Raw genomic sequence first — 25,176 nt, 5'->3', positions numbered from 1 at the left:
CGTTAATGCGGGATAAAAAATAAAAAGGCCCTTTATTCAGAGGGCCTTTTTACTTATCGTATGCAGAATTTCACTTTTTTCTTTTTCATTAATAACACCAATTTTTTGCAAAATATTTGCATACAATACAAGTTTATTATATATCCGTTCTGACATACTTTCCCTTCTTTCCTTCGACCAACTTTTTTTGTATTGGTAAATTATATGAAAGAGATGCGAAAATGTGTCCACTTTTTTTGCATAAATACAAATCTTTTATCCCGCTATTTGTAGGCAGTAAAACTCCCACCTCACAATCAGGTGGGAGTACCATGTATTTAGCAAATTGTCCATTGAATATTATGCCTTTTAACTTCCTCTTCAAAACTATAGGGCATTTTCTTATCACAAATTACATGTTGAATGCGCGAAAACGCTGCTATTCGGTAATTTCCTTTTACGCCTACCTTTGTATGATCACATAAAATATATGTTTTCTCTGCTAATTTCATCATCGCTTCCGACAGTTTTGCCTTTTCTAATTCAAAACTAGAAACCCCAAAACCAGGTAACAATCCATCGATCGAAACGAATGCTTTATGAAAATGAAATTGCTGGATTACTTGCTGCGAAATAGACCCAGATACACGTGAATGCTTTGGAGATACTTTTCCACCAATAAATAAAACTTCACCGTGAAACATCTTTTTATTAATAGAAGAAATTAATTGTGTCGCTACTGGAAATGAACTTGTTACAATCGTTAAATTTTTACGATGAACAAGATATGGCACCATTTGAAGTGGTGTACTTCCGTCATCAATCGTAATAACATCTCCATCTTCCACAAATGTTGCTGCTTTATACCCAATTCGCTTCTTCTCTTCTATATGCAGCATCTCTCGTTCTAACATTGGTGCCTCTATTCCAGCTCCAGGAAGCTGGACGGCTCCACCATACACTTTCTTCAACTTCTTTTCACGATCCAATTCTTCTAAATAACGGCGTATCGTCTCTGTTGATACAGCAAACTCTCTCGCTAACTCTGAAACTTTTACTTTCCCTTTAAATTCTACCTTCTCAAGAATGGTTCGCTTTCTTTCTTCACCTACTACAGACATAACCTCACCCCATTGCTTTCTACCTCATAAACTGCCTTGCTTATACAAAGTTATAACTTTCTTTGTAAGTAGAAACTTCTTCATGAATATGAATACCACGCTTTTTTAGTTCGTCAAAAATAATTTGTGGATTTAGAAAAGCTTCCTCAGGTGTCACAACACCAACTTGATTTACATTTCCTTTTGCAATTAACTCTGTAGCAATCCCAAATGGAATACCAACGTTTCTCGTATAAGCTCTTAAGTTTTCCCATCCTACAACAGATCCATCGGATAACGGGTGTGTATGATATAAGACGTGCCTTTGTTTTTCATTATTTTTCGTACCTATTACTTCTACATGAAGTGCATAACCGTAAACCTCTGTTTCTTGTCCTTCTTTCGATTGTAATAAATACTTCGAAATACAATCCATAATGCCGATTTCTTCCCCATTTATTTCAACTTGATCATTACGCAATATACCGTAATCATATAATGCACGTACGAGCTGCATATTCTGCTTTGGCCAAGTTCCTCTCGTCTCTATCAATTTGACGCCTTTATGTTCTAGTGCTTTTGCTAACGTAATCGTTTCAGAATGCGGGATTATATATTGCGTTGCTTTACCATAAGGCGCCGGTAATTCAATTTCTCTCGGACGCGCAAACGGAGGTACTTGCTTAAACTCACCATCTTCATACACTGTACGCGATGGTAAATGTGGATCATATTCATATGTCGTCGTTTCTGTAATGGATGCAGAAAATGCAATGGGACGATACGAACCGTGACTTACACGAACTGATTCTACAGTATGTAGCTGATTTGCTGCATGCATTGCCATCATTTGCGTTACACCTGGCGTCATACCAAAACCAGGTAAACACGTTTTTCCATTTTGAACAAATATAGAATGCGAATCATTTTCTTCACCAAATCCATTCAAGTTCACGCCGTGACAACCTGCTTCTGCAATACATCGAGTAGACAAGCCATTTAGCTTAATTGTCGTACCGTCCATTACAATGTCATAGCCCTTCATTTTGGCAACCGTATCCTCGTGATTCGTTACGTCTACTTTCACAAAGTCTACTCGAGGATCGTTGAGCCATTCTACTACTTTCAAGCCCTCTTCTTCATTAAAATCCGCTACTGTAATCGTCTCAAAAGATGAAAATTGCACTACATCTAAAATTGCTTCACGACAAATTTTACCTGCTCCACCTAAGCAAAATACTTTCAACCGATTACAACCCCTTTAGCGATACTATCAACTAAGCGATGAATATCTGCCTCATGTACATCACCGATATTTCCAATGCGGAATGTATCTACTTTTGAAATTTTACCCGGATATATAACAAATCCATCATGCTTTAATTCATTATATAATTGCTCAAAATCGAACCATTCTTCTGGATAAATGAAGGATGTAATAATAGGTGATTGATATTTTCCCTCTACTAGTGGCTTAAATCCGATTTCTCTCATTCGATTCACTAATAGTTTTTGATTGTTATCATATCGATTGTAACGCGCTTTTACTCCTCCCTCTTTTTCTAATTCAAGTAGTGCTTGGTAAAAAGCGTGTACAACATGTGTAGGTGACGTAAAACGCCATTTCCCATTTTGATTTTCCATCGTCTCCCACTGATCATATAAATCTAATGATAATGAACGTGCCTGCCCTTTACATTTCAATAATTCATCGCGCTTTGCAATAACAAATCCGAATCCCGGAACACCTTGAATACATTTATTCGCACTACTAATTAGAAAGTCAATTTGCAACTCAGCGATATCTATTTCAATACCACCAAAACTACTCATCGCATCAACTAGTGTTACTTTTCCATATTGCTTCCCTAATTTACATACATCTACAATCGGATTGATAATACCTGTTGTTGTTTCACAATGAACAACCGCAATGTGTGTAATCTCTTTATCTTGTTGTAATATCTTTTCTACTTCTGCAATATTAGTAGGCTCCCATTCTTCCGTTTGACTAACTACCACATCTATATGTAACATCTCTGCCATTTGTACAATTCGCTTACCATACGCACCATTTGTACAAACAAGTAACTTTCCATTTTTAGGAATAACAGAACCAATTACTGCTTCAACTGAAAACGTACCGCTTCCTTGCATAAGAACAGTCGTATATTTCTCTTCTTCCTTCGTTGCTAACGACACAAGTTTAGCTCTTACATCTTGCACCATCGTGTTATATTCAACATCCCACGTACACCAATCGTATAGCATAACTTCTTTTACCGTTTTTGTTGTCGTTAATGGTCCTGGCGTTAATAATAAATAGTGATTTTCAGTCATGATCCTCTTCCCCTTTTATGAAATAATAAGTTGTTCTTTCTCAATATGTTCCATTACGGTTTCAAGTTCTTTCATCGTTTCAATCGTAAAGTGCGCTCCATTTTCAACAAAGCGATTACGAACTACTTCTATTTTTTCACGAAGCTCTACTGAATCCATATTATCCACTTCCTCTTCAGTTAACCCGAGTTCACTACTGCCGAGAATTACACCCACTGTCCACATGCCAGCATTTCTTCCCTCTTTCATATCTGATACTGTGTCCCCAACTTTTATCATATGATTCATTGGATAGACGCCTAGTTCCATCGCATTTTTATAGCACATCCACGGATATGGACGACCCGCAGGAACATCATCTGGCGTTACAAGGAAATCAGGTTTATACCCTTGTAGAGCTGCTTCTTTAGCTACAATGTTCATCATTTCTCTCGTATATCCAGTCGTTGAACCAATTTTAATTCCTCTTTCACGTAAAGAAGCAATGACTTCTTTTACTCCATTAATAGGCGACGCATAGCGCGGTAAAATAGCGAAGAGAATCTCTTCGAATTCTTCATACATCTCTTGAATGTCTGATTCTGTTGGTAATTGTCCAAAAACACGATTCCATTCACTCGCAATACGAGGCAGCTTGGTAAGTGCCCTTACATGATCTATTTTTAATAATCCCATTGGTTTACGAGCTTCTTCTGCTGTAATTTCAACACCGCGTTTATGGAAGATCTCCATAAATACTTCCAGTGGTGCAAAACATCCGTAATCAACTGTCGTACCTGCCCAATCAAAAATAACTGCTTCTATTTTCATTTAATCCATCACCCTTCTTATTTATCCCGCGTTAACGGGCAGTAAGACTTCCCCCTCAAAATTCGGCTGGAGCAAAAAAGTCAAGTGGGAGATCAACTGCCCGTNNGATTGGTTCAACTAATAATCAGTGGGGGAGGACCCCCCCCCACTGATTAAAGTTTCACTTTATCTTTTTTGCCATTGTGACGTTCGGTTACGAAGTGCTTTTGTTCCCCATTCATATACAACTCTTACTACAATATTTGTAACAACAATAAGCACACTCATTGCAGCTGCTGGCGCTACATTTCCTGCATCATCCATATTTACAATTGATACGGCGGCTAGTTTAAAATCAGCCGAGTATAGGAATACAACTGCCGAGACAGTTACCATTGAATTTACGAAGTAGTACATTACCATTTCTAAAATTGCTGGTAAACACATCGGCACTGTTACTCGAAAGAATGTTTTATAAAATGGGATGCCCATTGACTGTGAAACAAGTTCAAACTCTCGGTCCAATTTCTTTAATGCTGTCGTTGCCGTAACAAATGTTACAGAATAAAAATGAATGATATTAACTAGTACTAACACAGCGATTGTTCCGTATAGAGAATGGAACGGGTTCGTTACAGAAAATCCAAAGATTTGTATTGTTGGTTGACTAAAGAAGAAGACATAGCCTAACCCAAGTACTAAACCTGGTATCGCTAAAGGGACGATAGAGAAAAAGTAACCTGCTTTTCGGAAAAATTGTAGCTGATTTATTTTTTCTATCGCATAAGCGAACATAAATGTTAAAACTGCTCCAATAACCGCTGTGATTGCTGAAACAATTACGCTATTTTTAAACGCTTCAAGTCCATCTCCTGTTAAACTAGAAAAATTAAAATGTTCAAACGTAAAGCTCATATTATACGGCCATACTTTCACACTTGCAGCAATACCAACAGCCACAAATAATAGAATGATCATAAGCGTTACTACGCTACAATATACGAATGAAATAACATCCCGTTTCTTATTATTTATTATTCTATAAGGTACCGCTTTAGAAGATAAGAGATTTGCCTGCTTTCTTTGCGTAATGCGATCAACTGCAAATGCAAATATAGCTGGGATTAATAAAATCATTCCGACGGTTGCACCCATCGGCATATTTTGCTGCCCAATTACTTGCTTATATACGTCAGTAGCAAGTACATTATATTGCCCACCAACAATTTTTGGTGCCCCAAAATCAGTGAAACTAAGTGTGAATACAACGAACATCGCACTAATTAATCCATACTTTACACTAGGTAAAGTAACAGTGAAAAATTGCTTTGTTTTACTCGCTCCTAACATATTAGAAGCTTCATATAAACGATAATCAGAACCTTGAAAAGCAATTAATAATATAAGAAATGCTTGCGGAAATGTATACATGACCTCAGCCATTACAATTCCTACCGGTCCATACAAAGGGATTTGTATCCCTTCAAACAAACCAAACATTCCTTTCGTTACTAACCCTTGATTACCAAATAAATATGTAAGTGCAATACCATGCATCATTGTTGGTGCGAATAATGGTAACAACGCAATATATTGAAATACACGCTTCCCAAACACATTCGTACGAGCAATTGCATAGGCGTAAGCGAAAGCAAGTGTCACTGCAATAACTGTTGTCGCACCCGAAATCCATACCGTATTTTGTAACGATTGTACTAGCGTTGGAGTTGTGAAATATTTACTGAAATTCGCTACTCCAATGAACGCTCCATCTTTATCGTAAAAAGCTTGTGTAAACAATTGTAATAGGGGGAATACAAGCATAATTAAAAATGTAAGAAGCATACCAATAATTAATAGTCTTTGCATCCACTCTTCTTTACCGATACGTCTCTTAACCTTTTTTTTCGTACTTTCTACCTCGAAATTTTCTAACATCTCCATCTATACAATGACCTTCTTTCCATATGACAACATATGATTTTCTGAGAAAGAGATTTGAATCGGCTTTCCTTTTCTAATAGCGGTTTCTTCTACTTCTGATGCCAATATATCCACTACAATTTTCTCGTTATACAGATGTGTTTTTTCTTCTACAACTCTCACTTCTGCCCGATATACAGATCCGCGAAATTCTATACTTTCCACAACTGTTTTAATACCACCGTGTTGTACAACTGTTACATGTTCGGGACGAATGGCATGTTCTTCATTATTTTCCGAAAAGAAATTAATAGAACCAATAAAATCTGCCACAAACGGATTGGCTGGTCTTTGATAAATTTCCTCTGGTGTGCCAATCTGCATGATTTCCGCATGATTCATTACAACAATTTTATCAGCCATCGTTAATGCCTCTTCTTGATCATGCGTGACCATAATAGTTGTTACCCCTACTTTTTCTTGCAAATCACGCATTTCTCTACGTAACTTTTCACGTACTTTTGCATCTAAAGCAGATAACGGCTCATCAAGTAATAGAATATCCGGAGACAGAGCGAGCGCACGTGCAAGTGCTACTCGCTGCTGCTGTCCACCAGACATTTGAGCAGGATATTTATCTTTTACATTCAGCAAATCTACAAGTTCTAACGCCTCTAGCGCCTTCTCTTTTACTTCTGCTTTTCCATATTTTTTTGTCTTTAAGCCATATTCAATATTTTCAAGTGCTGTTAAATTCGGAAATAATGCATAGGATTGAAACACCATTCCGAAATTCCTCTTTCCAGGAGGTAATGCTGTAATATCTTTTCCATCCACAGCTATACTACCTGTTGTTGCCTCTTCTAGCCCTGCTAAAATTCGAAGCAATGTTGTTTTCCCACAGCCACTTGGACCTAATAAACATACAAACTCATTTTTTTTCACAGTAAAAGAAATATCTTTTAACGCTGTAAATGCATCAAACTGTTTTTGAATGTGTTGAATTGATAAATATTCGCTCATTTTTTCTCTCTCCCACTCACTTACTTTTTCGGTTCTGCTTTTTGACCAAACTCTTTTTCCCATTTTTCTAAAATTTTGTCGCGATTTTCTGCTGCCCACTTAAAGTCATTCTTTTTGTATAACTTTTCTGTCACATCTTTAGGGAATCCATCTGGAAGTTTATAATCATTTTTAATTGTCGCAAATCCATTTTTCTCGAAGTATAACTTCATTACATCATCAGTAATTGCCCAATCTAAAAATGCTTGCGCTAATTTTTCATTTTTTGCATTATCTTTTTTAATAAGTGCGTTTGCTTCTACTTCCCAACCTAATCCTTCTTTCGGCAATACAACTTCAACTGGTGCACCTTTTTGTTTCTCTTTCAAAGCACTATAAACCATTGATACGCCAACTGGATATTCGCCTGCACCTGCTAATTTCGCTGGCTTTGAACCTGAATGAGTATAAGTTGCCATATTATCATGAAGTTTCTTCATGTAATCCCAGCCCTTATCTTCCCCCATAATTTGTAACCATGCAGAAACTGTTAAAAATCCTGTTCCAGAAGAAGCCGGATGTGGCATAACAAGCGTTCCTTTATATTCTGGTTTCGTTAAGTCTTCGTATGATTCTGGCATCGGTAAATTTTTCTTCTTTAATTCTTCTTTATTTATAGCAATCCCCGTCATAAATGCAGTATTCCCTACCCATTTTTCTGGTTGTTTATCATCTTTAAATTGCGATAGAACACGATCTGCTCCTTTTGGAGAGTATCCTTTTAACATATCTTTTTTATCTAAAGCCAATAGACTTGATGCAGCAGTTCCCCATACAACATCTGCTTGTGTATTTTTTCCTTCAGCTAGCAATTTCGCTGTAATAACTCCAGTTGAATCACGAACAATGTTCAGTTTTACATCTGGATATTTCTTTTTAAAAGAATCAAGATAAACTGGTACAAGTTCTTCTTCAATCGCTGTGTAGACAGTTAATGATCCAGATAGTTTATCATCTTTTACTTTTGCCCCAGCACTTTCTTCTTTCTTAGCACCACACCCCATTAATAACGAAAATACCATTCCAGTTGCTACAGCTTTAAAGATTGTTTTTTTCACTGTCTCTCTCTCCTTTTACAAATCTTATGTACAACTCAAATATAAACAACTAGTGTAAAAGCAGTATTAAACCAACATTAATATTTTGTTTGTTGTTTGTTTTTGTGTAATACGTTGCTACTTCTATATTTTTTCTCATTTTTCTGCTAATAATGAACACTAAATTTACAAATAATTAAAAAAACTTTATAATCCCACAAAAAAATGAGGCGTTTGTAAAAAACGCCTCATTTTTGTTTACCTTTTTTTGAATTACGATTTGCATACTTCGCACTATTTTCTCCTTCATACTCTAATGCAAATTCTGCATCTGGTAAGCTTTCTTTCGGAGTTTTATTATTATTAATTGCGGCATTTTGTTTTACTTTTCTTTTTACCAATACATTCACCTGCTCTCAAGAATTCACTTTCTACTCTAGTTTGAAGCAAGCCGAAATAATTATTACTGGCAAGTGTTAACAAGTACATAAGAGCCGCTAGATGGCAATACTACCTATGAAGAAATTATTATAAAAAGGAGCGATTATTTTGAAGAAGAAAGATAAAATTCAGTCACCAAATTTAGACGAAACGCTCCCGCATCAAATGAATTTTCCATCTTTTAAAGGAACAGGAAAGAAGATGCAACAACCTTTCATCAATCAATATGACGTCGTAATCGGAGACAGTAAATATGATTCTGAGAACAGTCCACTTCACAATTGGAGTGATGAAATAGATCCCGCCATTATGGCTGGAGAAGAATGGATCCATCCTACAAATGATATTGGTTGGATTTCAGAAGAGAATCAAGAGTTGCTAAAAAAAGAAGCAGATAGTAAAAATGAAGCTTTTATGCATCCGCAATTTGGCATTAACGACTAAAAAACCATTCTACCTAATATAGGTAGAATGGTTTCATACTATCCAATAATAATTCTCTCTTTCGGGTATTTATAGCGAGGTGGCTGTTCTCTTCCACCACTTGCTAATATAAATGTTAAAATACCGACACGCCCAATAAACATAAGTACAATGAGTACAAGCTTACCAACAGTTGTTAAATCAGGCGTAATACCTGTCGATAGTCCTGTCGTCCCAAAAGCAGAACACACTTCAACAATTAAACTCATAAGCGGTACATTTTCCGTAATAGATAAGATAAATAGTGCTGTGGCACATAATAAAATCCCCATCGTCATAACGACAGATGCTTTTAGCACGTCCTCTTCATGCAGCTGACGTTTGAAGACTCTAACCGTTCTCCCACCTCTTGCAAAAGTGTATAGCGATAATATACTAACAGCAAATGTTGTGGTACGTATTCCGCCCCCAACCGAACTTGGGGATGCTCCTATAAACATTAATATACTCATAAATAAAAGCGTCGGTTGTGACAATTCAAGTATATCCATTGTAGCAAGACCACCGCTTCGCGTCGTCACCGATTGGAATAATGTATAGAAAACTGTTTCATGCCATGACTTTCCTACTAAAAAATGATTTCGTTCTAGTAAAAAAATCATAATCGTTCCAACGACAACGAGCGCAAAAAATGTTGTTGTCGTCAATTTTGTAAATAACGAAAAACGAAATAGTTGCTGTCTCCTTTTACTAAGAAATTGTTTTACTTCCATTAGCACAGGAAAACCGATCGCTCCTAAAATAATAAGTAACATATGAATCATTTGAACAATGTAATCTTTTTTATACGGAATTAGCGATTGTCCGGTTAAATCAAATCCGCCATTCGTAGTTGCACTAACAGCCGCAAAGAAACCGTGAAAATAAGCTTCTTGCCAAGTTGGAAAATAAAGCAGGAATCTTGTACCTAATAATATCGCTCCAATAAGTTCTATCGAAATAATTACAATTAAAATAGAACGCATCAATTCTACAAGGCCTGATAAATTCCCTTGATTATGGTCTGCCATAATGAGTCTTCTTCTCTGCAAACCAATCTTTTTCCCCGTTATAATCCAAACGAATGTACCAAGTGCCATAATTCCTAAACCGCCTAATTGTAAAATAAGGGCTAAAATAATAATTCCTACCGTAGTAAACGTATCTGAAATCGTAACAACAGACAGTCCCGTAACACTTACCGCACTAACAGCTGTAAAGAGAGCATCGATAAATGTCCATTTTACACCAGACTTCGTAACAAACGGGAAACTAAGCAATATCACCGATACAACTACTGCTAATAAATAAAACAAAACAATGAGTTGAACAGGTCGTAATTTTTGTAAAAACTTTTTTATATCTTTCATTCCATCACTTCGCTACCTTTTTCTATCGATTAAATAAAGAAAAATCTTTACTTTCTTTATTTGTAAATAACCGCTCAAATATTTTGGCAAATACCATTCCATACACAGTTCCATTACCTCCAAAGGGCAATGCGTAAAATAAATTATGTATCTTTTTATCTTCTTTTAAAATTGGGAGACCGTCTTGACTACTGCCAAATGCTGCTGCCCAATAGTACTCTGCCTGTATATTCTTATACTGGGGGAACATCTCTTTTACAATGTTAATAAGGATATCACGCTTATGCAATAATTTCGTATCACCGATTGTTTGAATTTGCATCGCTTCATCTAATCCGCCTACAATAATACGGTTTCTATACGTACGAAAATATAAATAAGGCCTTGCTGTTTCCCAAATTAATGATCGTTCGTGCCAACCTTCAAATGAATCTACCTTATTTGTCACAACTGCATATGATGTTTCCACTGTTGTATTTTTCTCTTTCTTTCCGAAAACTTTTTCATAACCTGTCGCCATAATAATATTCTTTGCTACAATTTGATTTCCTGTTTTCGTATAACAAATTAAATCATTTTGACATTTTTTTATATGTATGGCCTCTGTACGTTCATATATAGTAGCCCCCATTTGATTCGCTTTATGCAAAAGGCTATGTGTTAATAAATACGGATTCACCTCGGCATCACCGTGTGTGTATAATGCCGCTTGTTTTGTAAAAGGATAACGTTCTTTCACATCAGATTCTGTAAAATACTCCACCGGAAATCCATAATTCTGTAACGTATTATACTCCTTTTGTAAAAATGAGACATCCTCACTTTTACTTGCATAATATAAACTATTTCGCGGAATAAACTGGGGATTAATATCGAGAGTCGGTACAACTTTCTCCATCGTTCGTAACGCTTCGTAACAAAGCTTATATGCTCGTACCCCTTTTTCTTCACCAAATGTATGGATAAGTGAGGTTAACGATTTATCATGCGAAAATTGTAGTAAACCTGTATTAGCAGCTGTACTGCCGCAAGCAATTTCTCGTTTTTCAATGAGCGTAACGTGCATTCCAATTTTAGCTAACGAATATGCTATATGAGCACCTGCTTCACCGCTTCCGACTACAAGCACATTACATATCATATCATTTTCTAACGACGGATAACAAGGTATAGAAACTCCTGTATTCCAAAACAACTTACCAGTCATAAGTTTCATAATTATACTCCTAAAATATAAATTTCTCCTTTCTATGTTTTGTTATTTTCCATAAAAAAATCCAACTAACATATGCTAGTTGGATTTTTTATGTTTACTTCGAACGCTCGTCAAGCCAATCTCCAATCGTCGGATACGTTTGTTTTACCGCTGTTCCACCGTAAACAATCGACATATGTCCCGTTGGTAAACATACATATTGTTTATCTGTGCTAGAAATATGATCTAGCAACGCTTCTACTTGGCATGGCAGGGCAATATGATCACGTTTCCCTGAAATATTTAAGACATTCGCCTTAATATTTGCAAGGTCTACCTTTTGTCCGCGAATAACGAGTTCACCCTTAACCAGTTTATTGTTTTGATAAAAATCACGAATCCACTGTCTGTATGATTCACCTGGGAACGGAATGCCATCGCCAACCCACTTTTGAACTAACCTCCAGCTTTCAACGAAACGCTCATTCTCTGAACGATCTACTAAAGCAACATATGGACCAACAAAGTTCGTAATTGGTTTTAACATTTTGTTTCCGAAATCAATCATTTCTGGCGGAATATTTCCAAATGTATCAACCGCTTTATCTAGATTGAAGTATTTCTCATCTAATAAAGGACCATATAATCCTGTTTCAGAGAAATCAAAAGGACTTGTCATAAAGATTAGGTTACGAATTGGCATGTGCGGATGAAGTGCCGCATAAATAGAAGTTAGCGTTCCACCCATACAATAACCAAGTAAAGAAATCTCGTCCGATTTTGCAGTTCGCATTACTTTTTTCACTGCTTTTGCAATATAATCAAACACGAAATCATCAAATTTCAAATGACTATCTTCTAAACCAAATGTGCCCCAATCAAGCATATACACATCAAAACCACGGTCCACTAGATATTCCACTAAACTATTTCCAGGAGTTAAATCCATAATATAGGGTTTATTAATAAGAGCATATATTAATAGAATTGGAACTCTTTGTGTTTTTTCTTGTTTTGGAATGTAGCGATAAAGCTTCGTCTTATTCTTCGTCCAAATAACCTCTTTCGGCGTTAATCCTACTTGTGGTTCTGGTTCACGTAATAAAATTTCACTCGCCCTTTTCACACGGCGGTACGCTTTTCGGTACTCTTCTGGGTATAGCTCTAATTGCTTTTCCCATTCTGTTACGAATGTAGTCATTTTTCTATCTCCTTTTTGGTCGATTTCCTTCTAAAAAAAGAAGTGCATTCCTGCTATGGATATGCACTTTTTTCTTACTTCATTACATATATAATCCGCCGTTAATGTTTAATTGCTGACCAGTGATATAAGCACCGTCACGGCATAGGTATACTACACCTTTTGCAATTTCATCAGCTTGACCAAAACGTTTTTTCGGGATTTTCGCAACGATTTTTTGGCGTACTTCTTCTGGTACTTCTGCTACCATTTCAGTATCAATAAATCCTGGGCAAATAGCATTTACAGTTACATTTGTTTTTGCAAGCTCTAATGCTAATGATTTTGTAAATCCTAGCATACCTGCTTTCGCTGCTGAATAGTTTGTTTGTCCAAATCCACCAGCTTGTCCAATGATAGAAGAAATGCTAATAATTCTTCCTTCTTCTGCTTCCGTTATGTATGGAAGTACCGCGCTTGTCGTATTAAACACACTGCTTAAGTTCACATCAATTACGCGTTCCCAATCTTCACGATTTAATTTTTTGAATGTACGATCTCTTGTAATACCAGCATTATTAACAAGAATATCAACTTTACCAAAATGATTCACTGCTTCTTCTACAAGTCGGTTTGCATCTTCTACTTTAGAAACATCCGCTTGAACTGCATAAACGTCATGTCCTTCTTTTCCTAATTCATTTACTAAGTTTTCAGCTGCTTCTTTGCTGCTGTTATAGTTAATAACAACTTTTGCTCCCTCTTGTGCTAACGCTACTGTAATCGCTTTTCCAATTCCTTTTGCTCCACCTGTTACGATTGCTACTTTGCCATTTAATTGAACCATTTCTTTTCCCCCTTAAATGAATTTGTGAACGATTATTATGAATCATTTTGGTACTCATACTATGGAGTCCCTATATAATTATGTTTCGCTGTTTATACACGTAAAAGAGATTCTCCCCCTCTCTTTTACCTGTTATAAACAAGCGCCATTATCACTTTTTGTTTTCTGGTTTATTCGTAGGTTTTACTTCTTCTTTTACAGGTTCTTGTAGTTTTGCTAGTACTGCATTTTGCTTTTCTAGCAATTGTAAAATTTGATCAACTTTCGTTTCTAGCGTGCGAATATCTTGTTTTACTTTCGTAACATCACGCTTTAATGTAGGAGCTTGTCCTACTGACTCTACCTTCTCTTCTAGAAACTCCTCAATGTTATCCACTTTATTTTCTAAGTTAATAACAAGCGTAGCCACTCTAGCGATATCCTCTTTCGTAGGCACATTCACCTGCTCTAAATAATTTTTTGTCGTATCATTTAATGCTTTTTGATAAAACAAATTCAAATCTAGAACGCTGCCCATCCAAGCAGAATATTCTTCTGTTTTAATTGTTTCATTGAGCGCTTTTCCCCAAAATGTTTCGGTTTGTTCATAAGCATTTTTCCATGCTTGTAGTGGATCGAATTTTTGATCAATCACTTTACCTACACTCCCTTTTTTGTTTTTGAAACAATTCAACCTATTCATTATTTTCTAATATTCTGAATAAAACTTCAAGTCTATATTTTATTTTTTTCTATTTTCTAACAAATGTATTGACTTTAAAAACAGATAGGTGTAAATTGCACTTATAAGCAAAAAATCCCATCTAACTGATTCATGAGGTGATGCACAATCATGCTACATAATGAACCAGAACAACGCGAAAGTTTGGAGAACAACCAAGCAAAACAACCAAACTCCATGCCAAAAAACTTCTTAGTTCCCTTCTTACTTCTATGTCTAAAAGACTGGAGTCTTCATGGTTACAAACTTATTCAAATGCTAATGGATATCGGCTTTTCTTCTGTTGACCAAGGTAATGTCTATAGAACACTACGCAAATTAGAAAAAGAAAACCTCATTTCTTCTACTTGGGATACAAGCGAAGGAGGGCCAGCAAAAAGAATTTATTCTTTAACTGAATATGGAGAGAAATATTTAGCAACATGTGCAACTTCTTTTGAGCATTACCAAAATATGCTGCGAACGTTTTTCACGTTATATACGAACGCATTCTTTCCATTTGCCACTTCTCCAGAAAAGGATGAAAAGGATTCTTCATCTTCACCTGGTGGTACAGCAGAGTAATCTGCGTTCACAATATGCAAAAAAACATTTGGGGGTCAAACAATGGAAACTAAACCATACGAATTGGTCGATGCATTTTGGAAAAACTGGTCTCAATCTCTTTCCCTTTTCTCTTCAGCTGGGAAACAATTAGAGCAACTTACTTTAGAAACATTAAAACAACAACAAGACGCTTTGCATAAATTAACATCAGGAGTAGATGAACTAGAAAAAGAACTGCAACAATTCACTAATCAATTCAATAATCAATATACAGATTACGTGAAGCAATTAACTGGAAACTCCTTAAATGATCAAATTAACGAGTGGCAAGACAAGTGGAAAGAACTTTCTGCTCATATGCAACAGTTAACTGTTTCTCCTACAAAAACATCTTTGTCTATCCTTACTCAAACAAGCGGTCAATTTGAAGAAACAACTAAGCAATTTATTGAACAACAACAATTACAACGTGAAGAGGCTCAAAAACAGTTAGAAGGTTTTTTGGAAGATTTCAAGACAAAACAGTTGGAACTCGCAAAAAAGTTCGAGGAAAACTCAAAAAATCTATTTACTTCCATCAAGTAAGAAAAATGTGGGAGCTAACTGCAGCACAAACAAAACTCTTTCTTCCTCCTACTACATCAAGATGGCTAGCATTTTTCGATATGGAAAAGAAGGAGGACAAAATGAATCCATTTCAAGAAGCACAAACCGTCCCGGAGCTTCGTTATGATGAGATTCAAGTCGGTGATCAAGCATCACTTACAAAAACGATTACGGATGAGGACGTTATCAATTTTGCAAAATTGACTGGAGATGTGAATCCTATTCATATTTTAGACTCTTTTGCAAAAACGACAATGTTTAAAGAACGTATTGCCCATGGTATGCTCGTTTCGAGTTTTATTTCTACCATCCTTGGTACGAAACTTCCAGGAAAAAATACGATTTATCTATCTCAAAACGTTTCATTCCGTGCTCCTGTCAAAATTGGCGATACACTTCGCGTTGTGGCAGAAGTCATCAAAAAACGTGACGATAAAAAAATCATTACGTTGCAAACAAATATATATAATCAATCGGATGATATTGTCGTGGAAGGTACAGCGACAATACTAAAAAAAGAGTAGCAAATTTGATTTGCTACTCTTTTTTCTATCCAATAACTTCTAATCACACCGATTACTTCCGCGTATGAGCACGCCGGTTCCACATAAAATAACAGTACCAGTTCAGATAAGTACTTAGCTGGACTGGACTACTTATAAGGATGTGTATCATCATGGCAAAAACAAACAAATTACTAGTTCCAGGTGCTGAACAAGCACTTGATCAATTTAAATATGAAATTGCACAAGAATTCGGCGTAAGCTTAGGGTCTAATACTGCATCACGTTCTAACGGATCAGTTGGCGGTGAAGTAACAAAACGTCTTGTTTCTTTAGCTCAACAACAATTACGCGGATAACACTATAACATATGGCTTAGAGGCAGATATTCTCTGCCTCTTTCTATTTTTAACATACAAAAACGTACTTTTTCACATACTAGTAAGAGCAAACAGAAAGGAACGGTATGTAACATGAAACGGATTAACATTCGCATGAGTCCTCCCCGCGTTCTTACTTTGTCTTTTATCATGTTATCAATTATAGGTACATGCTTATTAAAACTACCAATTGCTACAACAACATCTATTTCATGGCTCGATGCTTTATTTACAACAGTTTCTGCTTGTACGGTTACAGGGCTTGGTGTTGTGGACACTGGAAAAGTATTTACTTTATTTGGTCAATGTGTCATTTTAACGCTTATACAAGTGGGCGGGCTTGGCATTATGAGCTTTGCCGTTTTAATTGCGATTATGCTCGGCAGAAAAATTGGCCTTCAAAACCGAATTTTACTGCAACAAGCGTTAAATCAAACGAATATAGGCGGTGTCATCCGTCTTGCCAAAGCATTATTTTTATTCTCCTTTACAGTCGAATGTATCGCTACTTTCATTCTTTCTTTTGAATGGGTACCGAAATATGGGATTGCTAAAGGGGTCTATTATAGCTTTTTTCATTCCATCTCTGCTTTTAACAATGCTGGTTTTTCTGTTTGGAGCGATAATTTAATGTCCCATTCTCATAGCATTCTTGTCAATCTCGTCATTTCCTCCCTCATTATTTTAGGTGGGATTGGTTTTACAGTAATCGTAGATATAAAAAGAAAGAAAAATTTTAAAAACCTTACATTACACTCAAAACTTATGCTCTCTTCTACTCTAATCGTCAATATTATTGCGACTATTTTTATTTTTATATTCGAGTTCCACAATTCTCTCTCTATGAGAGGATTTACTCCATTTGAAGAAGGCATGGCTGCTTATTTCCAAGCTATTTCAACGCGTACTGCCGGGTTTAATACAGTTGATATTTCTGCATTATCAAAGCCTTCTCTTTTATTAATGATGCTTCTAATGTTTATCGGCGCCGGTAGTGCTTCAACTGGCGGTGGGATTAAATTAACAACCTTTTTAATCATGTTTTTTGGAGTATTTAAATTTTTACAAGAACAAGATGATATTGTCGTGTTTAAAAAATCTATTAAAGATACTCTTATTGTCAAATCATTGACCATCACTATTATTTCTATTTCATTTATCTTTTTTGCTATTTTAATTTTGAGTATTACTGAGCGAGTTCCTCTATTGATGAGTGCTTTCGAAGTATTTTCAGCATTTGGAACTGTCGGTCTCAGTATGAATTTCACACCGCACTTAACGATGATTGGAAAAACTATTATTATCTTTATGATGTTTTTCGGCAAAATGGGCCCTTTAACCCTTGCTTTTTCATTTGCACGTAAAAAGAACCGAAAAATAAAATATCCGAACGAAGATATTTTAACAGGTTGACAACCGTATAAATTATCCATATAATGAGAGTACAATAGCATATCTCCAAAGGGGAGTAGCGTCCAAGAATATTTCTTGGAAACAAAGTCGTCATTACGTAGAACTTAGTTCTTCCGGCTTTGTTGGCATTTTCATTACATATGTCTAGCAAGACCTTTGCCTATTAACGGCAGAGGTCTTTTTTGCATCCATTTCCAAATTCTTCCAAAGTTAATAGGCAGGAGTATGGGGAAACTAAATAGTGGGGAAATTCTTCACTTATTTAGTACTTATAGAAATGAGAGGAGAATGTACATGGATGTATCATTATTATTGGAGTATGGTTGGGTATTACTTATCCTAATTGCACTAGAGGGGATTTTAGCAGCTGATAACGCTCTTGTTCTTGCAATTATGGTAAAACATTTACCAGAAGAAAAACGAAAGAAAGCACTATTTTACGGATTAGCGGGGGCATTTGTTTTCCGTTTCGGATCGTTATTTATGATTTCGTTCCTAGTCGACGTATGGCAAGTGCAAGCAATCGGTGCCATTTACCTTATGTTTATCGCTGGTAATCACTTATTTAAAACGTATGTTAAAAAGAATACGGATGAAGAAACAGAAGAAAAAGAAGCAAAGAAAAAACAAGAGAACTTTTGGTGGACTGTATTTAAAGTTGAAGTTGCAGATATCGCCTTCGCAGTTGATTCAATCTTAGCTGCCGTTGCATTAGCAATGACTTTACCGAAAACAGGATTAGGTACAATTGGCAGTCTTGATACTGGGCAATTCGTTGTTATCTTTGTAGGTGGACTTATCGGATTAATCATTATGCGATTTGCGGCAACTGCTTTCGTACAAATCTTAAAACGTAAGCCAGGACTTGAAACTGCAGCATTCTTAATTGTAGGTTGGGTTGGTGTGAAACTAGCAGTTTATACATTAGCACACCCTGCATTAAATGTAATTCCACATTCATTCCCAGAATCTACACCTTGGAAACTTACATTCTGGATTGTATTAGTTGGAATCGCAGTTGGCGGCTGGTTTTTCTCGAAAGAAGTAGAAACAAAAGTCGAAAAGAATTTAGACGAAAAAGCGCTGTAATTACAGCGCTTTTTCTTTTTCCTTTCTCCCTCTCAATGTCCAGAAAAATTTCTATTATACTACTTTTCGAAAACGTTTTCTTTATGTATGTATGTCCTTTTTGTGAAACATTGCACAAACTTATTGAAACTATGATCAAATCCATGTACTTTATTCATATAAGGAGCATTTATACATGATGTACTAAAGGAGCGTATTACTCATGCTAGAACAAGGATTAGATTATGTTGTCAAACTGGCTAAGAGCAAAAAACAAATGCTAGATATAAACCCGATGCAATATTTCATTCGTGCCGCACTTGCGGGTATTTATATCGGTTTTATTATCGTACTATGTTTTAAATTAGGTAACTTCTTTCACATTGCAGATTCACCAGCCACTTATTTAGCGGCTTCTATGTTTTTCGGAATTGCCCTCGTCCTTATTATATATGGCGGTGCTGAATTGTTTACTGGAAACACAATGTACTTCACTGTAGCAACTTTAAGAAAAGAAACAACGATTTCTGATACACTTCGTAACTGGGTCGCTTGTTATGCAGGAAATTTAGCTGGTGCTTTATTCTTTGCTTTACTATTTTATGCAACTGGAATTTTCGAAGCAATTGATCACGGTCATTTCATGAATAAAGTGGTAGAAGGAAAAATGAATACACCTACAATTCAATTATTCTTTAAAGCGATTTTATGTAACTGGCTCGTATGTCTTGCTTGTTTCTTACCTTCTCAAGTGAAAGGTGATACAGCAAAAATTATGGTGATGATGCTACTCGTTTTTACATTCTTCTTATCTGGTTACGAGCATAGCATTGCAAACTTATCACTATTTGCTTTATCTTTAGTTTCACCGCATCCGGAGACAATTTCTTTTACAGGTGCTGTTCATAACTTAATTCCAGTTACAATCGGTAACATTATTGGCGGGTCTGTATTTGTTGGTATGGTATACCATTACTTAACAAAGAAAGCACCTGACGTGAAACAAGAAGAAGCCGAATTAGTAGTAGCTCAACAAGAAGAGATTATTCCGTTGCAAGCGCATTTGAAACATTAAAAACTCCAAAGTTTTTTACTTTGGAGTTTTTAGCTCCCCACATATTTAACAACAAGATGAGGATTAATTTCTCCTTCTTCCTTTCCCTTTTCAATTCTCTGTTTCATCTTGTACATACCGATGATATCATTCGTATGAAGGTGCATTTCATTTACGTATAAACCCTCTTTACAAAAAGCCTCTACAAAATCTAATCCACTTTTTTCTCCCCATCCCATGTTAAAGTCAAGGGAAAGAATATTCACATCATAATCCCGAACCATTTGCAAAGCGCGTTCTACTGTAGTTGCGGGCACATATCCGTACGGACAACTTCTTTGATCGTCCATATATACATTCATGTTCCATCCCCTCTCTATTTCGCATATGTGATCAACATGTAACATATTGCCCCAAGGCTAATAAAGGGACCAAACGGAATTGGAGTCCTCATTTTTATACGTTTTAATACAAGACCAACTCCAAAGAAACATAAACTAAAACAAGATGCTAAAAATAAAACGATAAAAATCCCTTTCAGTCCCACTATAAATCCAAGTAACGAAAGTAATTTTATATCCCCTCCCCCAAGCCCTTCTGGATATATCTTTTGCATGCAATATAACAAAATGAATATAATGCCACTACCAACTATACTATCTGGCCAAGTGACTAACGGTACAAAAATACATTCTAAAATAAGTAAACAGGAGAACCAAGCTAAAATACGATTTGGGATTAACATATATATGTAATCTGTAACTGAAATAATAAGAAGTAATGAAAAAAGCGATAAAATAATAATAAGTTCTTGTTCCATTCCAATCATATTTACAGTAAGAAAAAATATCATTCCGGTTACAAGTTCAAATACTACGTACAAAATTGAAATTTCTCTCTTACAATTCGTACACCGTCCCCTTTGTATACAAAATGAAATGATTGGAATCAATTCTTTTGGCTTTAGCACATACTTACAATAATGACAATGTGAACGCGGGGCAATGATAGACTCACCTAGCGGAACTCTCATCGCAATTACCATAAAAAAAGAACCAAACACCATCCCCACTAACAATGCATATACATAAGTGAACATCCCTTCCTCTCCTTTCCAGAAGAACATAGCAAAAAAAGGAGAGAACTTCTACTTCATATTATCTCTATTCTATTAAAAAAGCAGGCCTTTTTCTGGCCTGCTTTCCCCTCTTTTATACGATGAAATATACTGCTTTTAATGGTCCGTGTACCCCGACAACAAGGTTCATTTCAATATCTGCCGAGTTACTAGGTCCTGTAATAAAGTTAATACAAGATGCCACTTTCTCACCATTTTCTATACGCGAATTCATATCCTCAACTGCTTGTGTAATACGAGGCACAAGTGTTTCACGTGGAATAATAGCAAAGTATACAGTCGGTAAAAAGTGTAAAGAACGACCTTGGCCTTTATGACTTTGTACAACGATTGTACCAGATTCAGCTAAAGTATAATCACTAAATGCAATTCCAATATTCGCTCTTTCCGCGATACGCATATTCTCTTCTTTTTTCTCAGGATCCCATACATTCACTTCAACATTTTGATTTGGAAGCTCTTCTTTAAATAAAGACGTCAATCCATAGGAATCAAAACGTTCATCTGCTGATAACATAATAGGTCCCCCGCCGTTTTCGACGATTACTTTTTGAATATCTTCACGTAAACGGTCATTTGTCGTTTCCACAACAGTTGTATGAATGTTTGTACATTGATTTTTAAATACTTCTAACAATTCTTCTTGTGAATAATCTTTTAACGTTTCTTTATTCACATTATTTTTCCACACTGGACGTTTTACACCATCCGTTTTACGCGTGCGTCCAAGTTCTTTTGCAATATTATCTAGAAAGGACTCACGGTTTTGAATTAATCCTGTCATTATTTGTCCCCGCCTTTCTTATGATCTTTATACCAATCACGGAATCTTTCTTTACTTGGAGCCGGGAATTCACGAATATCTGTCCAGTTTTTAAGTGGCCCAACACCCTTTGATACACGGTTACCAGATGTAAATGGACTCATTGCTGCTGGCGCCATTTTTGATCCCATTTTATATAAAGCTGCTGAAGATGCACCCATACTAAACATTTTCATTGCTAATTTTTCTGCAAGTGGAGCACGTCCTTCTTGCTCAACGATAACTTGGCGATGTTTTAATAATAAATCATGCAATGGAATTTTTACTGGACAAGCTTCTGTACACGCCCCGCATAAACTAGAGGCATAAGGAAGCTCTTTGTAATCATCATATCCACCTAAAAGTGGTGTTAATACCGCACCAATTGGTCCTGAGTATATAGAGCCATATGAATGTCCACCAACATGACGATATACAGGGCATACGTTGACACAAGCAGCACAACGAATACATTGCAACACTTGACGGAATTCAGATCCAAGAATTTGAGAACGACCATTATCGACAATAACTAAGTGGAATTCTTCTGGTCCATCTACTTCCTCTTCTTGAATTGGTCCCGCTACAGTTACATAACTTGTTAACTTTTGACCTACTGCACTACGACATAGTAAACCAACTAAAACATCTAATTCTTCCATTGTCGGAACCATGCGTTCCATACCCATTACTGCAATTTGTGTTTTCGGAATCGACATAACAAGATCGGCATTACCTTCATTCGTTACTAAACAAAGAGAACCAGTATTTGCAACAGCGAAGTTACAACCTGTCACACCAATTTCTGCATCCATAAATTTTTCTCGAAGTTGTTTACGAACAAACTTTGTCATTTCGTATGGATCATCAGAATTTTCATAGCCAAGCTTTTCTTTAAATACATCACGAATTTGCGTTCTATTTTTATGAAGAGCAGGCGCAATAATATGTGAAGGTGGATCGTTATCTACTTGCAGAATATACTCTCCTAGATCACTTTCTAACACTTCACAACCGATTTCTTCAAGCGCATGGTTCATACTAATTTCTTCTGTTACCATCGATTTTGATTTTACTACCTTTTTTGCCTGCTTCTTTTTTGCAACGTCTTGAATATACTTTGCTGCTTCCTCTTTCGTTTTCGCAAAGTACACATGTCCGCCTCTTTTTGATACATTTTCACTTAACTGCATTAAGTAATAATCAAGATTTTCTAACGTATGTTGACGAATTTCTTCACCGAGTTCGCGCCATTCTTCCCAGTTTCCTAATTCATCTGCTGCTTTTAAACGATTCGTATATAAGCGTGTTTGTGCAGAAGATACTGCTCCGCGCATAAACGAATCTTGAATTCCATCGCCAACGCGATCATTAAATTTTTTCTCACTGATTTTCATAGACATAGCTTATGTTCCCCCTTCATGAGCGACTATTCAGTACCTCAGCAATATGCATTACTTTTATTTCTTTTCCTAAACGCTCAATACGTCCGCCAATGTTTAACAAACACCCACAATCTGCACCGATTAAATAATCAGCGCCTGTTTCCATTGCACTATCTACCTTTTCATCTACCATTTGCTCAGAAATCGGAGTCATCTTCACTGAAAACGTTCCCCCAAATCCGCAACAATTTTGCACATTTGGTAACTCTCTCACAGTTAATCCTTTTACATTTGATAATAAAATTCCTGGTGCCTCTTTTACTCCAAGCATACGTGTCATATGACATGATTTATGAATAGTAGCGACCCCCGGTAAACTTGCACCAACATCAGTAACCTTTAAAACATCTACAATAAATTGTGTAAATTCATATGTTTTATCAGCAACTTTTTGTGCACGTTTAGCCCACTTCGGATCATCTTTAAAAACATGCGGATACTCATGAAACATTGTCGCACAAGAACCAGATGGCGTAACGATATATTCTGCATCTTCGAAAGTTTCAATCATATGTTTCATCGCTTCTTTTGCTGCTTCTACATGGCCGCTATTATAAGCAGGCTGACCACAACAAACTTGTGCTTCTGGAAATTCAATTTCACAACCTAAATGCTCCAACACTTCAACTGTTGCTTTGCCGACGTTTGTTTCAAACATATCGACTAAACAAGTAACAAATAAAGTAACTTTCATAATTATTACTCCCCCTTTTTACAACTCCACCAACAAACATATGGTCATCAGATGACTGAAAAAAGAAGAAGTAGGCTCAACCATGACCTATCCTCTCCCTCTTCTAAAGAAAACGCTTACTTAATCTCTCTCTATTTTATCAAAAAATTTGATTTTTAAAAGATTAAATTACGAATTTATATCGTTTATACCTGTGACAATATGTTCTACATTTGTTAAATGATCTAGCATTGCTTGTTGCGCTAATTCTACATCTTGCTTTAACACTGCATCATATATAACTTGATGCTCTTCTATAAGTCGTTCTGATGTTGTTTGTTCACCATATAAAATAATGCGTCTTGATTCACCAATTGTTTCAGCAATCATCTCTGAGACATGATTCATGAGTTCAAGCAAAATGTTGTTATGCGAAGACTCCGCAATTCCCATATGGAACTGAAAATCTGCTTTTTCACCAGCTTTTTCATCTCCAATGCTCTTTGCCATTTCATCTAACCAATGTTTCATATTTTTCAAATTCTCTTCCGTACGTTTTGCCGCAGCTGCTCGAACTGCCCCCACTTCAAGCACCTTTCGCACTTCTAATAAATTCAAAATATCTTCTTTCTTCATTAATAATCTATTGTTTAATGATTTAGTCAATGAAGAAGAATCGAAATTCTTCACATATGTACCTTCTCCTTGTTTCATCTCAATTAAGCCCATCGCTCTTAGCGCACTTAGCGCTTCACGAACAGCAGATCTGCCAACTTGAAACTGCTCAGCTAATTGATGCACAGGAAGTAGTTTGTCACCAGGTTTTAACGTACCATTTTTAATCATTGTTAAAATAGCTTCAGATACTTCTTCGTAAATTTTTTTCGGTTTAATCGATTTGTACTCCAGTTAAATCACCTCAGTATCTTCCAAACAACAATTGAAACGATTTATAAAAACTTTGCATCATAACTATTTTAGAACGAATTAGTAAGAAGTACAAATGTTTTGTTCATAAAATCGTCAAATTTTCGATATTTATTACATATTAATTTATATCTTTCTGTATAACTATTATCTCCCATATAAAGTGAAACTTTAA

Annotated in this window: 27 protein-coding genes and 1 riboswitch; of the genes, 8 read left to right on the top strand and 19 right to left on the bottom strand. The window is 36.1% G+C overall.

Annotated features, from left to right (window positions below):
• Positions 1 to 317: 317 nt before the first annotated feature.
• From COL05_RS20055 to COL05_RS31460, 8 genes are all read right to left on the bottom strand, one after another.
• Positions 318 to 1,100 (bottom strand): DeoR/GlpR family DNA-binding transcription regulator, encoded by a 783-nt coding sequence (locus COL05_RS20055; protein ID WP_098669882.1) that lies wholly within the window; start codon positions 1,098 to 1,100, stop codon positions 318 to 320.
• A gap of 40 nt (positions 1,101 to 1,140) precedes the next feature.
• Positions 1,141 to 2,325, bottom strand: a complete 1,185-nt coding sequence (locus tag COL05_RS20050; RefSeq protein ID WP_098669881.1) for a saccharopine dehydrogenase family protein — start codon at positions 2,323 to 2,325, stop codon at positions 1,141 to 1,143.
• Complete coding sequence (gene phnW, locus COL05_RS20045) at positions 2,322 to 3,419, bottom strand: 2-aminoethylphosphonate--pyruvate transaminase (RefSeq protein ID WP_098669880.1); 1,098 nt, start codon at positions 3,417 to 3,419, stop codon at positions 2,322 to 2,324. Before phnW ends, COL05_RS20050 begins: the two co-directional genes overlap by 4 nt.
• Before the next feature lie 15 nt (positions 3,420 to 3,434).
• Positions 3,435 to 4,229 (bottom strand): phosphonoacetaldehyde hydrolase, encoded by a 795-nt coding sequence (gene phnX, locus COL05_RS20040; protein WP_098669879.1) that lies wholly within the window; start codon positions 4,227 to 4,229, stop codon positions 3,435 to 3,437.
• A gap of 165 nt (positions 4,230 to 4,394) precedes the next feature.
• Positions 4,395 to 6,152, bottom strand: a complete 1,758-nt coding sequence (locus COL05_RS20035) for a putative 2-aminoethylphosphonate ABC transporter permease subunit (protein WP_142337582.1) — start codon at positions 6,150 to 6,152, stop codon at positions 4,395 to 4,397.
• Positions 6,153 to 7,154, bottom strand: a complete 1,002-nt coding sequence (locus COL05_RS20030; protein WP_098669878.1) for a putative 2-aminoethylphosphonate ABC transporter ATP-binding protein — start codon at positions 7,152 to 7,154, stop codon at positions 6,153 to 6,155. It lies immediately after the preceding gene.
• 20 nt (positions 7,155 to 7,174) lie between these two features.
• On the bottom strand, positions 7,175 to 8,251 hold the full coding sequence (locus COL05_RS20025) for a putative 2-aminoethylphosphonate ABC transporter substrate-binding protein (RefSeq protein ID WP_098669877.1): 1,077 nt from the start codon (positions 8,249 to 8,251) through the stop codon (positions 7,175 to 7,177).
• A 227-nt stretch (positions 8,252 to 8,478) separates the two neighbouring features.
• On the bottom strand, positions 8,479 to 8,631 hold the full coding sequence (locus COL05_RS31460) for a hypothetical protein (protein ID WP_000240799.1): 153 nt from the start codon (positions 8,629 to 8,631) through the stop codon (positions 8,479 to 8,481).
• Between the two features lie 148 nt (positions 8,632 to 8,779).
• Here COL05_RS31460 and COL05_RS20010 point away from each other — a divergent pair, with 148 nt between their 5' ends.
• Complete coding sequence (locus COL05_RS20010) at positions 8,780 to 9,115, top strand: DUF3905 domain-containing protein (protein WP_142337581.1); 336 nt, start codon at positions 8,780 to 8,782, stop codon at positions 9,113 to 9,115.
• Positions 9,116 to 9,153: 38 nt separating this feature from the next.
• Here COL05_RS20010 and COL05_RS20005 read toward each other — a convergent pair whose 3' ends face one another.
• From COL05_RS20005 to phaR, 5 genes are all read right to left on the bottom strand, one after another.
• On the bottom strand, positions 9,154 to 10,503 hold the full coding sequence (locus COL05_RS20005) for a TrkH family potassium uptake protein (protein WP_000651741.1): 1,350 nt from the start codon (positions 10,501 to 10,503) through the stop codon (positions 9,154 to 9,156).
• Positions 10,504 to 10,525: 22 nt separating this feature from the next.
• Positions 10,526 to 11,719, bottom strand: coding sequence for an NAD(P)/FAD-dependent oxidoreductase (locus tag COL05_RS20000; protein ID WP_098669875.1), 1,194 nt, complete (start codon positions 11,717 to 11,719; stop codon positions 10,526 to 10,528).
• A 94-nt stretch (positions 11,720 to 11,813) separates the two neighbouring features.
• Complete coding sequence (gene phaC, locus COL05_RS19995) at positions 11,814 to 12,899, bottom strand: class III poly(R)-hydroxyalkanoic acid synthase subunit PhaC (RefSeq protein WP_048526792.1); 1,086 nt, start codon at positions 12,897 to 12,899, stop codon at positions 11,814 to 11,816.
• Positions 12,900 to 12,981: 82 nt separating this feature from the next.
• Complete coding sequence (locus COL05_RS19990) at positions 12,982 to 13,725, bottom strand: acetoacetyl-CoA reductase (RefSeq protein ID WP_000250412.1); 744 nt, start codon at positions 13,723 to 13,725, stop codon at positions 12,982 to 12,984.
• Between the two features lie 151 nt (positions 13,726 to 13,876).
• Positions 13,877 to 14,359 carry a polyhydroxyalkanoic acid synthase subunit PhaR gene (gene phaR / locus COL05_RS19985; RefSeq protein WP_098669874.1) on the bottom strand — a complete coding sequence of 161 codons (483 nt, stop codon included), beginning with the start codon at positions 14,357 to 14,359 and terminating at the stop codon, positions 13,877 to 13,879.
• Between the two features lie 198 nt (positions 14,360 to 14,557).
• On the opposite strand from phaR, the gene phaQ reads away from it, so the two are divergent.
• From phaQ to COL05_RS19950, 7 genes are all read left to right on the top strand, one after another.
• On the top strand, positions 14,558 to 15,010 hold the full coding sequence (gene phaQ, locus COL05_RS19980) for a poly-beta-hydroxybutyrate-responsive repressor (RefSeq protein ID WP_000903021.1): 453 nt from the start codon (positions 14,558 to 14,560) through the stop codon (positions 15,008 to 15,010).
• A gap of 42 nt (positions 15,011 to 15,052) precedes the next feature.
• Positions 15,053 to 15,577 (top strand): polyhydroxyalkanoic acid inclusion protein PhaP, encoded by a 525-nt coding sequence (gene phaP, locus COL05_RS19975; protein WP_098669873.1) that lies wholly within the window; start codon positions 15,053 to 15,055, stop codon positions 15,575 to 15,577.
• Positions 15,578 to 15,678: 101 nt separating this feature from the next.
• A complete protein-coding gene (locus tag COL05_RS19970) occupies positions 15,679 to 16,122 on the top strand; it encodes a MaoC family dehydratase (protein WP_001067916.1) in 444 nt (147 codons plus the stop codon).
• A 152-nt stretch (positions 16,123 to 16,274) separates the two neighbouring features.
• Positions 16,275 to 16,460, top strand: coding sequence for an alpha/beta-type small acid-soluble spore protein (locus tag COL05_RS19965; protein ID WP_001140707.1), 186 nt, complete (start codon positions 16,275 to 16,277; stop codon positions 16,458 to 16,460).
• A 54-nt stretch (positions 16,461 to 16,514) separates the two neighbouring features.
• The gene (locus COL05_RS19960) at positions 16,515 to 17,894 is read left to right on the top strand and encodes a TrkH family potassium uptake protein (RefSeq protein ID WP_483861170.1); all 1,380 of its coding nucleotides are present in this window, start codon (positions 16,515 to 16,517) and stop codon (positions 17,892 to 17,894) included.
• A 38-nt stretch (positions 17,895 to 17,932) separates the two neighbouring features.
• Positions 17,933 to 18,098, top strand: a riboswitch (yybP-ykoY riboswitch).
• Between the two features lie 90 nt (positions 18,099 to 18,188).
• The gene (locus tag COL05_RS19955) at positions 18,189 to 18,983 is read left to right on the top strand and encodes a TerC family protein (protein ID WP_000383325.1); all 795 of its coding nucleotides are present in this window, start codon (positions 18,189 to 18,191) and stop codon (positions 18,981 to 18,983) included.
• A gap of 202 nt (positions 18,984 to 19,185) precedes the next feature.
• Positions 19,186 to 20,037, top strand: a complete 852-nt coding sequence (locus COL05_RS19950; RefSeq protein WP_098669871.1) for a formate/nitrite transporter family protein — start codon at positions 19,186 to 19,188, stop codon at positions 20,035 to 20,037.
• A 29-nt stretch (positions 20,038 to 20,066) separates the two neighbouring features.
• Here the strand turns inward: COL05_RS19950 and COL05_RS19945 are convergent, their stop codons facing one another.
• The 6 genes from COL05_RS19945 to COL05_RS19920 all read right to left on the bottom strand — a co-directional run bounded on the left by COL05_RS19945 (position 20,067) and on the right by COL05_RS19920 (position 24,953).
• On the bottom strand, positions 20,067 to 20,378 hold the full coding sequence (locus COL05_RS19945; protein ID WP_098669870.1) for a cyclic-phosphate processing receiver domain-containing protein: 312 nt from the start codon (positions 20,376 to 20,378) through the stop codon (positions 20,067 to 20,069).
• A gap of 14 nt (positions 20,379 to 20,392) precedes the next feature.
• Complete coding sequence (locus tag COL05_RS19940; RefSeq protein WP_098669869.1) at positions 20,393 to 21,115, bottom strand: prepilin peptidase; 723 nt, start codon at positions 21,113 to 21,115, stop codon at positions 20,393 to 20,395.
• Positions 21,116 to 21,227: 112 nt separating this feature from the next.
• Entirely contained in the window at positions 21,228 to 21,938 is a 711-nt protein-coding gene (locus COL05_RS19935; RefSeq protein ID WP_098669868.1) for a LutC/YkgG family protein, read from the bottom strand.
• Positions 21,938 to 23,359 carry a LutB/LldF family L-lactate oxidation iron-sulfur protein gene (locus tag COL05_RS19930; protein ID WP_098669867.1) on the bottom strand — a complete coding sequence of 474 codons (1,422 nt, stop codon included), beginning with the start codon at positions 23,357 to 23,359 and terminating at the stop codon, positions 21,938 to 21,940. The genes COL05_RS19935 and COL05_RS19930 overlap by 1 nt, the downstream gene beginning before the upstream one ends.
• A 16-nt stretch (positions 23,360 to 23,375) precedes the next feature.
• Complete coding sequence (locus tag COL05_RS19925; protein ID WP_098669866.1) at positions 23,376 to 24,095, bottom strand: (Fe-S)-binding protein; 720 nt, start codon at positions 24,093 to 24,095, stop codon at positions 23,376 to 23,378.
• Between the two features lie 168 nt (positions 24,096 to 24,263).
• A complete protein-coding gene (locus tag COL05_RS19920) occupies positions 24,264 to 24,953 on the bottom strand; it encodes a FadR/GntR family transcriptional regulator (protein WP_255448402.1) in 690 nt (229 codons plus the stop codon).
• Between the last annotated feature and the right edge of the window lie 223 nt (positions 24,954 to 25,176).

This window comes from Bacillus sp. AFS059628 (genome assembly GCF_002571225.1).
Classification (GTDB): Bacteria; Bacillota; Bacilli; order Bacillales; family Bacillaceae_G; genus Bacillus_A.
Note: the sequence above shows the minus strand (reverse complement) of the source record. Positions and strands in the feature narration are given on the sequence as shown.

Coding starts and splice junctions, on each gene's coding strand:
- COL05_RS20055 (WP_098669882.1), bottom strand. CDS start 1,100: ATGTCTGTAGTAGGTGAAGAAAGAAAGCGAACCATTCTTGAGAAGGTA.
- phnW (WP_098669880.1), bottom strand. CDS start 3,419: ATGACTGAAAATCACTATTTATTATTAACGCCAGGACCATTAACGACA.
- phnX (WP_098669879.1), bottom strand. CDS start 4,229: ATGAAAATAGAAGCAGTTATTTTTGATTGGGCAGGTACGACAGTTGAT.
- COL05_RS20035 (WP_142337582.1), bottom strand. CDS start 6,152: ATGGAGATGTTAGAAAATTTCGAGGTAGAAAGTACGAAAAAAAAGGTT.
- COL05_RS20030 (WP_098669878.1), bottom strand. CDS start 7,154: ATGAGCGAATATTTATCAATTCAACACATTCAAAAACAGTTTGATGCA.
- COL05_RS20005 (WP_000651741.1), bottom strand. CDS start 10,503: ATGAAAGATATAAAAAAGTTTTTACAAAAATTACGACCTGTTCAACTC.
- COL05_RS20000 (WP_098669875.1), bottom strand. CDS start 11,719: ATGAAACTTATGACTGGTAAGTTGTTTTGGAATACAGGAGTTTCTATA.
- phaC (WP_048526792.1), bottom strand. CDS start 12,899: ATGACTACATTCGTAACAGAATGGGAAAAGCAATTAGAGCTATACCCA.
- COL05_RS19990 (WP_000250412.1), bottom strand. CDS start 13,725: ATGGTTCAATTAAATGGCAAAGTAGCAATCGTAACAGGTGGAGCAAAA.
- phaQ (WP_000903021.1), top strand. CDS start 14,558: ATGCTACATAATGAACCAGAACAACGCGAAAGTTTGGAGAACAACCAA.
- phaP (WP_098669873.1), top strand. CDS start 15,053: ATGGAAACTAAACCATACGAATTGGTCGATGCATTTTGGAAAAACTGG.
- COL05_RS19970 (WP_001067916.1), top strand. CDS start 15,679: ATGAATCCATTTCAAGAAGCACAAACCGTCCCGGAGCTTCGTTATGAT.
- COL05_RS19965 (WP_001140707.1), top strand. CDS start 16,275: ATGGCAAAAACAAACAAATTACTAGTTCCAGGTGCTGAACAAGCACTT.
- COL05_RS19955 (WP_000383325.1), top strand. CDS start 18,189: ATGGATGTATCATTATTATTGGAGTATGGTTGGGTATTACTTATCCTA.
- COL05_RS19950 (WP_098669871.1), top strand. CDS start 19,186: ATGCTAGAACAAGGATTAGATTATGTTGTCAAACTGGCTAAGAGCAAA.
- COL05_RS19945 (WP_098669870.1), bottom strand. CDS start 20,378: ATGAATGTATATATGGACGATCAAAGAAGTTGTCCGTACGGATATGTG.
- COL05_RS19940 (WP_098669869.1), bottom strand. CDS start 21,115: ATGTTCACTTATGTATATGCATTGTTAGTGGGGATGGTGTTTGGTTCT.
- COL05_RS19935 (WP_098669868.1), bottom strand. CDS start 21,938: ATGACAGGATTAATTCAAAACCGTGAGTCCTTTCTAGATAATATTGCA.
- COL05_RS19930 (WP_098669867.1), bottom strand. CDS start 23,359: ATGTCTATGAAAATCAGTGAGAAAAAATTTAATGATCGCGTTGGCGAT.
- COL05_RS19925 (WP_098669866.1), bottom strand. CDS start 24,095: ATGAAAGTTACTTTATTTGTTACTTGTTTAGTCGATATGTTTGAAACA.